This window comes from Rhizobium giardinii bv. giardinii H152 (assembly GCF_000379605.1).
Lineage (GTDB): Bacteria > Pseudomonadota > Alphaproteobacteria > Rhizobiales > Rhizobiaceae > Pararhizobium > Pararhizobium giardinii.
Genome location: NZ_KB902635.1, coordinates 61203 through 73163, shown reverse-complemented (window position 1 = coordinate 73163; position 11961 = coordinate 61203). Strand labels below are relative to the sequence as shown.

Annotated in this window: 13 protein-coding genes; 4 read left to right on the top strand and 9 right to left on the bottom strand. The window is 61.9% G+C overall.

Annotated features, from left to right (window positions below; genetic code table 11):
• Nucleotides 1-10: 10 nt before the first annotated feature.
• On the bottom strand, nt 11-1234 hold the full coding sequence (locus A3AY_RS0112200; RefSeq protein WP_026203371.1) for a L,D-transpeptidase family protein: 1224 nt from the start codon (nt 1232-1234) through the stop codon (nt 11-13).
• A gap of 98 nt (nt 1235-1332) precedes the next feature.
• Nucleotides 1333-2622: a DNA polymerase IV gene (locus tag A3AY_RS0112195; protein WP_018325948.1), complete on the bottom strand. Its 1290-nt coding sequence runs from the start codon at nt 2620-2622 to the stop codon at nt 1333-1335.
• Between the two features lie 134 nt (nt 2623-2756).
• Between A3AY_RS0112195 and A3AY_RS0112190 the strand changes: the two genes are divergently transcribed.
• Nucleotides 2757-3284 (top strand): GNAT family N-acetyltransferase, encoded by a 528-nt coding sequence (locus tag A3AY_RS0112190; protein WP_051108346.1) that lies wholly within the window; start codon nt 2757-2759, stop codon nt 3282-3284.
• A 17-nt stretch (nt 3285-3301) separates the two neighbouring features.
• Here the strand turns inward: A3AY_RS0112190 and A3AY_RS0112185 are convergent, their stop codons facing one another.
• Entirely contained in the window at nt 3302-3943 is a 642-nt protein-coding gene (locus tag A3AY_RS0112185) for a hypothetical protein (protein ID WP_018325946.1), read from the bottom strand.
• 2 nt (nt 3944-3945) lie between these two features.
• Complete coding sequence (locus A3AY_RS0112180; RefSeq protein ID WP_018325945.1) at nt 3946-4212, bottom strand: DUF3572 domain-containing protein; 267 nt, start codon at nt 4210-4212, stop codon at nt 3946-3948.
• Nucleotides 4213-4379: 167 nt separating this feature from the next.
• On the opposite strand from A3AY_RS0112180, the gene A3AY_RS0112175 reads away from it, so the two are divergent.
• The 3 genes from A3AY_RS0112175 (at nt 4380) to A3AY_RS40120 (ending at nt 6393) form a co-directional block, all read left to right on the top strand.
• Nucleotides 4380-4751 (top strand): response regulator, encoded by a 372-nt coding sequence (locus A3AY_RS0112175; RefSeq protein WP_003547430.1) that lies wholly within the window; start codon nt 4380-4382, stop codon nt 4749-4751.
• An 84-nt stretch (nt 4752-4835) separates the two neighbouring features.
• A complete protein-coding gene (locus A3AY_RS0112170; protein WP_018325944.1) occupies nt 4836-6203 on the top strand; it encodes a PleD family two-component system response regulator in 1368 nt (455 codons plus the stop codon).
• A complete protein-coding gene (locus A3AY_RS40120; RefSeq protein WP_154663285.1) occupies nt 6187-6393 on the top strand; it encodes a hypothetical protein in 207 nt (68 codons plus the stop codon). The genes A3AY_RS0112170 and A3AY_RS40120 overlap by 17 nt, the downstream gene beginning before the upstream one ends.
• Nucleotides 6394-6915: 522 nt before the next feature.
• Here A3AY_RS40120 and rpmG read toward each other — a convergent pair.
• The 5 genes from rpmG to rnr form a co-directional block, all read right to left on the bottom strand.
• Nucleotides 6916-7083, bottom strand: a complete 168-nt coding sequence (gene rpmG, locus A3AY_RS0112165; protein ID WP_018325943.1) for a 50S ribosomal protein L33 — start codon at nt 7081-7083, stop codon at nt 6916-6918.
• A 91-nt stretch (nt 7084-7174) separates the two neighbouring features.
• Nucleotides 7175-8359 carry an MFS transporter gene (locus A3AY_RS0112160; RefSeq protein WP_026203370.1) on the bottom strand — a complete coding sequence of 395 codons (1185 nt, stop codon included), beginning with the start codon at nt 8357-8359 and terminating at the stop codon, nt 7175-7177.
• Between the two features lie 13 nt (nt 8360-8372).
• Nucleotides 8373-9083, bottom strand: coding sequence for an NUDIX hydrolase (locus A3AY_RS0112155; protein ID WP_018325941.1), 711 nt, complete (start codon nt 9081-9083; stop codon nt 8373-8375).
• Nucleotides 9080-9541: a DUF983 domain-containing protein gene (locus A3AY_RS0112150; protein ID WP_018325940.1), complete on the bottom strand. Its 462-nt coding sequence runs from the start codon at nt 9539-9541 to the stop codon at nt 9080-9082. The genes A3AY_RS0112155 and A3AY_RS0112150 overlap by 4 nt, the downstream gene beginning before the upstream one ends.
• 44 nt (nt 9542-9585) lie before the next feature.
• A complete protein-coding gene (rnr, locus tag A3AY_RS0112145) occupies nt 9586-11961 on the bottom strand; it encodes a ribonuclease R (protein ID WP_026203369.1) in 2376 nt (791 codons plus the stop codon).

Sequence of the window (11961 nt, the reverse complement as noted above, 5' to 3'; positions counted from 1 at the left end):
GCAGTTCGGCTCAGGATTTCGGGGCGCGCGTGATCGTCACGAAGTCGGTGCCGTCGCCGGTTTCCTGCCCGATGCCCATGTCGGAGATGGTCAGCGACGATCCTTCGGTCAGCAAGTCGTTGATCCGCCGGCGTGCATCCTCCGGGATGGCGATGCGGCTCATGGTGCGCTGGATGGCGTTGAACGCCATCGCATCCTCTTCCACGGTGATGCCCAGTCGTTTCTTCATCGGGCCGGGCACGGCGTTGTCGAGCGTCATGGCGAACCACTCGCCCTTGCCGGTCGAAGCATCGATGTTCTGGAACTGCAGGAAATGCGTGCCGAGCGCGATTTCGGGCTGCGCGATCACCACCGGCGTCGCAAACAGTGGCGTGAAATCGCGGCGCACGAGAAGCTGGCCGTTCGGCGGCTTGCCCTTGCCGGCCTTGGCATAGAGCGCTTCGACGAAAGTGGGCGTCATCTTGCCGTCGACGGCAAGGTTTTCCGCTGTCTGGAAGGCTTTGATGGCTTCGACGGTCAGAGGGCCGGCATAGCCGTCCGGGATACCGACAGCATAGCCGCGTCCGTTGAGCAGTGCCTGGACATCGAGCGTGATCTCGCGCTCGCCGCGACGGGTGATCAGCATGCGGATCGGTGGCTCATCGCCATTCGCGAGGGGCGCCGCCTTGAGCGGGCTCGGCTCGACCGTCGCGACCTCGACGGCTTTTGAATGGACCTGCGAGACGCTGGGTCGCAGGGGTACGTCCGAGAGCAGTGCGGGTTCTGACGCTGTCGGCTGAAAAAGAAAGGGATCGGCGATGGCGGCAGGGGTCAACTGGCGGTCGGAGATCAGCACATGCGCGCCGCGGCCGGTCATCTTGAACAGGTGCCTGGCGAAATCCTCCGGCATCCGCACGCAGCCGTGGGATGCGGGATAGGCCGGAACGTGGTTCGACGCATGCAGGGCAATGCCCGACCAGGTCAACCGCTGCATGAAGGGCATCGGTGCGTTCGAATAGATGTTCGACTTGTGGAAGCGCCGCTTTTCCAGAATGGAGAAGATGCCGGTCGGCGTCGAATGGCCGGCCTTGCCCGTCGAGACGTTGGAGGTGGCGATCACCGTGTCGCCGTCATAGACGACCAGCGATTGCTGATCCTTGGAGACGACGATCTGCAACGGAGCCGGGTTATCGGCCGCAAGTGCAGTGCTGGCGGAGAGGGCAAGGACAAGGCCGATGCCAAATGCGAGACGCAAAACCATGAACACATCCGGACGCAGGAAACGAAGGATGAGCCTAGCCTGAGAGATTTAAGGAAACTTTGCTGTTCCGCTTGGAACACGCGCTGATTGCGCTACCGCTCGCGCCGGCCCTTGCCGAAGGTATAGCCGGTCTCGACCGTCGCCTTGCCGAACTTGTCGCGCAGCGCGTTGATCGCCGCTTCCGCCGCGGCCCGCCGGGTGGCCTGGGCATCCACCAGGTCCGGCGGGTCGGCGAGGTCCGTATCGGAAAGATCAGTGACGCCGATACCGATCAGGCGGAATCTCGTGCCGTCGGTTTCCCTGTCGAGAAGCTGCATGCCGGTGCGGAAGATGCGGTCGGCGAGCCGGGTCGGGCTGTCGAGGCGGCGGTTGCGCGTCCGGGTCTTGAAGTCGGCGGTCTTCAGCTTCAAGACGACGGTCTGGCCGGCGATATCGGCCTTCCTCAACCGGTGCGCCACCTGCTCGCTCAGCCCGCGCAGATGCGCAACCAGGTCGTCATAGTCGCAGAGATCGTCGTTGAAGGTGGTTTCGGAGGAAACGCTTTTGGCTTCGCCGTTTATTTCCACGGTGCGTTCGTCCTGGCCGCGCGATAGGCGATAGAGGCGCTGGCCCATCGTGCCGTAGCGCTTCATCAGCTCGGTTTCTTCCATCGTCTGCAGCTGGCCTATGGTGCGGATGCCGTCGCGCTCCAGCGTCGCGGCAAAGGCCTTGCCGACACCCCAGATCAACGTGACTGGTTTCTCCTTGAGGAAATCCAAGGCCTCGGCAGCGCCGATGACCGAAAAGCCGCGCGGCTTCTGCAGGTCGGAGGCGACCTTGGCGAGGAACTTGCAATAGGAGAGGCCGACCGAGACGGTGATGCCGATCTCCTGCTCGACGCGGCGGGCGAACCTGGCAAGCGTCCGGGCAGGGGGATCGTGATGCAGCCGCTCCGTGCCCTTGAGCTCCAGGAAGGCCTCGTCGATGGACAGCGGCTGCACGAGGGGCGTGAGTTCCTGCATCAGCGTGCGGACCTGCCGGCCGACCCGGACATATTTCTCCATGTCCGGTTTGATGACGACCGCCTGCGGGCAGGCCTCCAGCGCCTTGAACATCGGCATGGCGGAGCGCACGCCGTGGATGCGGGCGATATAGCAGGCGGTAGAGACGACACCGCGCTTGCCGCCGCCAATGATCACCGGCTTGTCGGCGAGATCCGGATTGTCGCGTTTCTCGACGGACGCATAGAATGCGTCGCAATCGATATGCGCAAGCGTCAGCTGGTGGAGTTCTGCATGGTAGATGAGCCGCGGGCTGCCGCAGGCAGAACAACGTCGTGCGCCCGTCGCCTGGTGCAAGCAGTCGCGGCAAAAACCCGGGATGGCGGCTTCGTTTGCGGTCATGATGAGAACAAATGTTGAACGATTTCAGGTTACGCCGTAAACTGCCGAGTCTCAAGACGAAAGGGAAGGGGAACGTGACGCCGGAGGATGTTGAAGCACGGCCGCTGACGCCGGATCGTTGGGATGATTTTGCGATGCTTTTCGGACCGCAGGGCGCCTGCTACGGCTGCTGGTGCACCTATTTTCGGGTTTCCGCGAAAGAGCGCCAGGCAATGAATGCGGATGCCAGGCGGATATTCATGCACGATCGCGTGGCTCAAGGGCCGCCGCCCGGCCTTCTCGGCTATCGCGGCGGGCAGGCGATCGCCTGGGTGCAGGTCGGCCCCCGCGCGGACCTGCCGCAATGGAACTCGCCGAAAACGGTATCGCGGCCGCTGGCGCCCGAGGACGCGACGGATCCCGCAGTCTGGGCTGTCAGCTGCTTCTACATGCCGCGCGCCGCGCGCGGGAAGGGGATGAGCCATAGAATGCTGGCGCAAGCCATCGCCTTTGCCAGGGACAATGCGGCACGCGTTCTCGAGGCCTGTCCGATCGACAGGACCAAGCAGTCGAAATCGATCGGGCTTTATGTCGGTTCGACACGCGTTTTCGAGGCCGCCGGTTTTGCCGAGGTGGCCAGACGCAAGGATGGACGCCCGCTGATGCGGTTGGAGCTGCGCTGATGGAAACGACGCGGACGCTAGCGGGAAATGTGGGCGCGGACGATCCGCGCGACGTCGGCCCAGTCACCGGCTTTGCTGATGCCTTCTCCCGGATCCGGCGCAAGCGCCCGAAAATCGGCATTGACCATCAGGTTGACGAGAAGGCAGTCCGGGGCGTGTTCGCGAACGGAATGAAGATTACGCCAGATATCGTCGATGAACGCGAAGGGCACCCCGCGCCCGGCCTGCAGTCGCTTGACGATGGGACCCTTGGCTTCTTCGCTGGCAAGCAGCGGATAGTTGAGCCTGAAACGGTCAAGCAGAGCGCGGCGAACCGTGGCGTGGCGAGGAGGCATGGCCGTCAGGAAAACGATGTCCGCCTCGCCCGCGAGTTCGGCCAGCGTCTCGACCGCAAGCTCCGCCGGCATCTGCCACTCCGCCTGCCGCAAGAAGAACTCCTCCTGCAGGGCGGAGACCAGATCTTCGGCGAGCGCTTCGCCGCTGTCCAGGTGCACGATGTTGCCATGCAGGCGGAACGATCGCGGCAGCAGGTCGTGGCCGCGCGAGCGCAGGAAATCGCGGAACGGTGTCAGGAACTCGAGCACCACCTCGTCGATATCGCAAACAATCAACGGCCGGTTCGTCAGCCGGACATGGTTGAGGTCGAGCAGTTCGGCCATCGTCAGAAGTCTCCGGACGGACCGGACAGCACCATATGTGCCCGCACCACGTCTTCGGGCCGGGTGCTGGTCGCCGCGCAGAAGGCAAGCAGCGTCGGTTCATGGCCCATCAGGAAATCGACGACCCCCGCCAGGAAGCCGGGATCGGCCGCGGCATGGCGCAAAGAGGACGGATCGGTGCCTGTCAACGCCAGGAAACGGCCCAGCAGTTCCGGCTCGTTTGCCAGCCACGAAAGGATGGCGATGGCTGTTTCTTCCGCGGCTGTCAAAGGCGTCTTTCCTATGTCTCGTTCAGGTGATTTTTCCACCGAATATTACCTGTTTTTCAACCAAATAGCTCTAGCATCAGGTTTCCGGGAACAGGTGAAATCGTCCGCGCGCAACTTATCTGGATGCGCCGGGCTTGCAAGCCGGAGCCGCAAAACAAGGGATCGAAATGCCCAAGCAGGTGATGATAGTTGAAGATAACGAGCTGAATATGAAGCTCTTTCGTGACCTGATCGAGGCGTCCGGTTACACGACCATCCAGACCCGCAACGGTATGGAAGCCCTTGATCTTGCGCGAAAACATCGCCCGGACCTGATCTTGATGGACATCCAGCTTCCGGAGGTTTCCGGGCTCGAGGTGACCAAGTGGCTGAAGGAAGATGACGAATTGCATGTCATCCCCGTCATTGCCGTCACGGCCTTTGCCATGAAGGGCGACGAGGAGCGAATCAGGCAGGGCGGCTGCGAGGCCTATGTCTCCAAGCCGATTTCGGTGCCGAAATTTATTGAAACGATCAAAACCTATTTGGGTGACGCCTGATGCGCGCCGGGCGGCGTCCGCAGGCCGCCTTCAACGAGATTTGCGCTTGATGCAACGTCAGGCGCCATTGGCAGGAAAGATTGCATGACCGCGCGTATTCTCGTCGTCGATGACATACCGGCCAACGTCAAGCTCCTGGAAGCGCGGCTCCTGGCCGAGTATTTCGACGTGCTGACGGCCTCCGACGGTTATCAAGCGCTGGCAATCTGCGACGCGCAGCCGGTCGATCTCATCCTGCTCGACATCATGATGCCCGGTATCGACGGCTTCGAAGTCTGCGAGCGCCTGAAAGCGAATACCCGCACGGCCCATATTCCCGTCGTCATGGTGACGGCGCTCGACCAGCCGTCCGACCGGGTGCGCGGCCTGAAGGCCGGTGCCGACGATTTCCTCACCAAACCGGTCAACGACCTGCAACTGATGTCGCGGGTCAAGAGCCTCGTGCGGTTGAAGAATGTCAGCGATGAGCTGCGTCTGCGCGCCGAAACGGCGCACAGCGTCGGCCTGGCCGACCTGACGTCTGCCGATCGACCCGACGAAGTCGGCAAGGTACTGTTGGTCGATGGCCGCGGCAGCTCGCAGGAGCGGCTGGTTCGCGCGCTCAAGCCCGTCGCCGAAGTGGCGGCGATGTCCGATCCGCAGGCCGCACTGTTCGAGGCAGCCGAAAACAGCTTCGATCTCGTCATCGTCAATTCGAATTTCGACAACTATGACCCCCTGCGGCTCTGCTCCCAGCTCCGTTCGCTGGAGCGCACGCGCTATATTCCGCTCCTGCTGATTGCCGAGCAGGGGCATGAGGAAATGGTCGTGCGCGCGCTCGATCTCGGTGTTACCGATTATCTGATGCGTCCGGTCGATCCAAACGAGCTCGTCGCGCGCAGCCTGACACAGATCCGCCGCAAGCATTGCAACGACCGACTTCGGACCAGCGTCAAACAGACAATCGAACTTGCGGTGACCGACGGGCTGACCGGGCTGCATAATCGCCGCTATCTCGACAGCCACCTGAAGCTGCTGGTCGATCGCGCCATTGCACGCGGCCGCCCCCTGTCGATCTGCATCACCGATATCGACCGGTTCAAGAGCGTCAACGATACCTATGGGCACGACGCCGGCGACGAGGTGCTGCGCGAATTTGCCCACCGGGTTCGCTCGACAGTGCGCGGCGCCGATCTTGCCTGCCGGTTTGGCGGCGAAGAGTTCGTCCTGGTCATGCCCGACACACCCGCAGACGCGGCTGCCGCCATTGCCGAACGGCTGCGCACGATCGTCGAGGACAGGCCGTTTTCCTTGCAGAACACCGATACAGTTCTATCGGTAACGGCGTCCCTTGGAATAGCGACGCTCAATCCGGGGGGCGACACGCCGGAGGCTCTGCTGAAGCGCGCTGACACCGCGCTCTATCAGGCCAAAAATAACGGCAGGAACCAGGTGGTTGCCGCTGCAGCCTGAACCAAACTGGCACAAAATTTCCGCATATGGCGCAGTTTTCCACAGAAAAACAGATTTAGCTCAACTGGCTTACCGAGCTAAGCGCCAAACGCGTCGGCGCCGCAAGATGCATGTCATGATTGCCATCAAAAGCCAGGCGATGCGGGGATGGGCGGATCGGTCAATCGTCAGTTTCAAAAAATTAAAATAAATGAATTCAATAGATTAAGGTATTTGAAACCGGTGGCGGACTTTTTCCGTATTGCTATTCGCTCATTTTATGAAAATATAATATTACTTTTACAAAGCAGCGCACCGAGGGCAGATACAGTTCGAAATCTGCGCGAGTCCTCTATAAGGCCATGGTAAAATTAACCATGTCTGCGCGCGCCCTTGGGCTTTGGTTAAGAATTCATTGATTTTTTTTTATTTTCAGTCAATTCTCATCGGTAAGGGAGGATGAACTCCCATCGAGTACCCCATGATGTCAGGTCCGCCGCATCTCCTGGGTCGTGGGGTTTGTCGACTGATCTGTGACCAACGCGGTTCCTCGTGCCGCGGTTTCGATCAGTCGACACCCATTCAAACGCCGTCCCTGTCCGGGGACGGCGTTTTGATTCGCGGCAGCGGTATGTGAGGTGGACGCTGGGTCGACTCGCTCCCAGCACAAGCGCAACAAAAAAGCGCCAGGCTTTTCAGCCGGCGCCTTTGCATTCCCGAAGGAAAACCGATCTTACTTGATCTTGGTTTCCTTGAATTCGACGTGCTTGCGTACGACCGGGTCGTACTTCGTAAAGGACATCTTGTCCGTCTTGGTGCGGCTGTTCTTCGAGGTTACGTAGAAGAAACCCGTGTCGGCCGTCGACAGCAGCTTGATCTTGATTTTTGCAGCTTTCGCCATGGTCGTCCTGCCTTTATAAAAAACAAAGCCGCGGACATCCAATGAGGGTCCCGGCAAACTTGGCGCGAAACTACAAATCGCGCCCGAAAAGTCAAGTCCGTTTTGGGTTGAAAACGATCCTGGCCACGGAAAGTATCACATAAAGCCCGAAGAATGCGGCGATCGACCAGGCAAAACCGTCATTGCCGGCGATGTCCATGGCAGCCCCGATTGCCTGCGGACCGGCCACCGTGCCGACCGCATAGGAGAAGATGAAGGCGGCATTGGCGGCCGCGAGGTCGGCGCCGTGCAGGCGCGAGCCGAGATGGCTCAAGCCCACGGTGTAAAGGCCCGAGACGCTGCCGCCCCAAAACAGAAGCACGACCGCCATCAGCCACCAGTTGCCCTGCAGCAGCGGCAGACACAGTGCACCGGCCAATCCGACGACGGTCATCATTGCCAGAAGATTGCGCCTGTCCTTCATGTGGTCCGACAGCATGCCGAGCGGGATTTGGAAAATCACATTGCCAATGCCCATGACGGTCAGAAGCAGTGCCGCCTGCGCTTCGGTGAAGCCGGTGCGCGTTCCGTAGATGGGAAACAGCGACAGCCCGCCTGATTCGACCGCGCCGAAAATGAACACTGCGGCGGTCGCGGTCGGCACCAGGAAGACGTAGCGCATGAAATGCAACTCGGGCTTCTCGTCGAGTACCGGGCTTTCATTGCGGGCAAGAAAGATCGGTATGGCCGACAGCAGAATCACCCCGGCTCCGAAGGCAAAGGGGAGGATGCCCTCGCTGCCGAGGATGGAGAAGAGCAGGGGGCCCATCGCAAACCCCAGCGACAGGACGGTGCCGTAGATGCCGAGGACAAGCCCCCGACGGCTTGGGGGGGCAGTGGCGTTGATCCAGAATTCCGACAGGACGAACAATACGGTGATGGCGCCGTGAAAAACGACGCGCAGGGGAAACCAGAGCCAGAAATTTTCGATGTAGTAGAAGCCGAGTGCGCTGATCGCTGCAAAGAGGATGGCGAGCAGCATCGTGTTGGCGACACCGTAATTGTGGGCGGTCTTTGCCGTGACGGCGGCCGCCGCCATCGAGGCAAGCCCGGCCATCGCCGAGTTCAGGCCGATGAGCGTCGAGGAGATGCCGCGTTTTTCCATGATAATGCTGAGCAGCGGCAGGCCGAGGCCGATCGCGATCCCCACGGCCGTGATGGAGGCGATGGCGGCGATCAGCGACGGCCAGTGTATCTCCTCAACCGGCGCTGGCGTGCCGGACGGCGGCTGTTTCATGCGATGAAATTCCTTAGAGAAGGTCGCGGACGAATCGTCCATGACGCGTGTAGTAGAACGGCACTGGCCTTCCAAAGGGCAGAGAAGCATCGGATTGGAGACTGGCCCTCAAATCGCCAAGGATGATCCCGGTGATGTCGGGCATGCGCACGGCCGAAACGTCGTTCACATCAATCCATCTCAAATCTTCGAGCTCCCGGCTGTCGTGGATGTCCATCGGATCCACACCCGCTTCGTCCGTAAAAAGGGCGAAAAAATGCGTGTCGAACCGGCGCGGAAATCCCGGAGGGGTAATCGCCCGAGCCATATAGCGCAAGTTTGTCAGATCGGGAAGGAAAGGTAACGTTATGTTTCCGCCGTCTTTGCGGCCAATGGCGATGCCTGCCTCTTCATGGAGCTCGCGAAGGGCGGCAAGCGCGATGGCACGCAGCCGGCTTTCCGAGGCGCGGTGCCCGTGGCAGGTCCTCAGGCGCTCGAGTACGGCGGGCTGCATATCGCCGGCCCAAGGCAGTCTATGGTCCGATGCGTCCCTGCGCCCGCCGGGAAACACATGCAGATCCGGCATGAAGACATGCGCCTTGTGGCGCCTGCCGACGAGCACGCGCACGTGAGCCTGTGAACGATCGAGCAGCATGATCGATGCGGCGTCGCGCGGCCGTGGCGAACGCGATCCAGGTGCATTGGCAGGCGGGGTTTTCGCCGGCCCGTCGCCCGTACCCGTCACGCAGTGCGGTCCGTGACGGGAAGAACGTCTTCGGGCGAATCCTCATGGCTGCCGAAGCCATGCATGCGCAGGGCCCACTGCAGGCCGATGACGCCACCCTTGACGGGCTGCATCAGCCCGATCGAACCGAGAATGGTGACGGGCACCCAGATAGCCAGATGGCCCCAGTTGGAGAGCGGAAGGATCATCTCGGTCGCCATGAAACCGGCCAGCACGACATGGCCTATGATCGTCACAACGATGTAGGGTGGAAAATCGTCGGCCCGGTGTTGATCGAGTTGCTCGCCGCAGGCTTCGCAGGCATGCACGGCCTTCAGGAATCGGCCGAACAGCCTACCGCTGCCGCAGGCCGGGCATGTGTTCAAAAACCCGCGCCTGATCGATCGGCCGACGGGACGTTCGGCATCGCTCGTCTGCTCGAAGCGGACGGGTTGCGGAGTGCTGCCAGTTGCCTGCATGTCCATTTCCTCAATTTGGGGACGCAGGCCTTGCCCTCACGTCCTTATCGACTGCCGCGCGCCGGTCGCGTTCCCGGCATCTTGCGAGCGCCGCTGCGGTCCCGGCGGCCGGATTTGTGGAAGGAGCGGGTCGCCGTCGGCATCTTGCGTCCTTCGCTGAGCATTTCGAAGCGGAGCGCGCCGGCAAGCGGCACGGCTTCCACCAGTTTGACGCGGACCGGATCGCCGAGGCGGTAGCCGAGCCCGGTTTTTTCACCGGATAGGGCCTGATGCGCCTCGTCATAAATGAAATAGTCGCGACCCAGCGTAGATATAGGCACGAAACCATCAGCGCCATAGGCCGGGAGGGTGACAAATAGTCCCGATTTGGTCACCCCCGATATGCGCCCGTCGAATTCCTCGTTGACCCGGCCGCTGAGGTGATGCGCAATCAGCCGGTCGACCGTGTCGCGCTCGGCCGCCATGGCGCGGCGCTCGAAGGTCGAGATCTCCGCTGCGATATCGTTGAGCGCTGCTTCTTCGGCCGGCGTGATGCCGCCTTCGCCGAGCCCGAGCGTGCCGACCAGCGCCCGATGCACGATCAGGTCCGCATAGCGGCGGATGGGCGAGGTGAAATGCGCGTATTTCATCAGGTTGAGGCCGAAATGGCCAATATTCTCGGGGCTGTAGATCGCCTGGCTTTGTGAGCGCAGCACCATCTCGTTGACCATGGTCTCGTAGGGCTGGCCTTCGGCTTTCGACAGGATGCCATTGAAATGGTTGGAGCGCAGGTTGCCGCCCTTGACCAGGGAGAGGTCCAAGGTGGCCAGAAACTCGCGCAGGCTTTCCTGCTTGGCAAGAGACGGCGCGTCGTGGACGCGGTAGACCAGTGGCTGGCGCTTGATCTCCAGCGTTTCGGCGGCGGCGACGTTCGCCTGGATCATCATCTCCTCGATCAGCTTGTGCGCATCGAGGCGGTCGGGCACGAAAACCCGGTCGACGGTGCCGTCCGGCTTGAGGATGATCTTGCGCTCGGGCATGTTGAGCTCGAGCGGCTGGCGGCGGTCGCGGCCGCGTGTCAGTATGCGGTAAGCATCCCAGAGCGGCTTCAGGATCGGTTCGAGCAGCGGTCCGGTCTGGTCGTCCGGGTTGCCGTCGATCGCTGCCTGCGCCTGTTGATAGGAGAGCTTTGCCGCACTCTTCATCATGATGCGGTGGAAGGTGTGGCCGGCCTTGCGGCCTTCCTTTGAAAAGCGCATGCGCACGGCAAGCGCCGGCCGGTCGACACCTTGCTTCAGCGAGCAGAGCTCGTTCGATATCCGCTCGGGCAGCATGGGCACGACGCGGTCGGGGAAATAGACCGAATTGCCACGCTTCAGGGCTTCCTGGTCGAGTGCCGATTTCGGCCGCACGTACCAGGAGACGTCGGCGATTGCGACGGTGACGATGACGCCGCCCGGGTTTTCGGGCGAGGGATCAGGCTCGGCATGCACCGCGTCGTCATGGTCCTTGGCGTCCGCCGGGTCGATGGTGATCAGCGGCAGCGAGCGCCAGTCCTCCCGGTGCGACATGGTGGCCGGACCGGCGGCCTCCGCTTCGCGGATAACGCTGTCGGGAAAAATATAGGGAATGCCGTGGGCGTGGATCGCGATCATCGAGATCGCCTTTTCCGTCGCAACCGAGCCGATGATGGACTTCACCTGGGCGCGGGGCAGGCCGAATCGGCCGAGGCGGGCGATTTCGACCTCGACCAGATCGCCGTCCTGCGCCTGTCCCTCATGACCGGCATCGACCTGCAGTTCCTCACCACGCTTCTCGATCGGCATGATGCGACCGCCGCCGTCGGGCGATGCGCGGAAGACGCCGAGGGCGGCGTTGTTGTTGCGCTTGCGGTCGAGAACCTTGACGATGCGTGCCGTGTAGGCTGGTCCGGCGCGATCCTTGGACGGAAAAATCTTTGCAAGCACCCGGTCGCCGAGCCCGCCGACCGGCGTCTTGCCCTTGGCTTTGCCGACGCTCGATTGGCGGATGGCGACAGCCGGTGCAACGCCCGCATCCTCCGGCCATTCGGCGGGTCGGCCGATCAGTTCGCCGTCCTTGTCGCGGGTAGTAATGTCGAGCACGGTAACCGGGGGCAGGGCGCCGGGACGCACCAGCGACTTGCGCTTCTTTTCAAGCATGCCCTCTTCTTCGAGTTCGCGAAGGAGGGCCTTGAGCTCGACGCGCGTTTCGCCCTTCAGGCCGAAGGCCTTGGAAATCTCGCGCTTCGAGGCCTTGTCCGGATTGTCGGCGATGAACCGCATGAGGATATCGCGGGGCGGCACGGCGCCGTGGATGATCACGGTGTCGTCCGCAGGAGCAGGCATCTTCTTGCCCGCGCGTCCGAGCCGGACTGCAGGTTTGCCGGGTCGTTCGGGTCGATCGCGCGGTGTCCTGGTCAC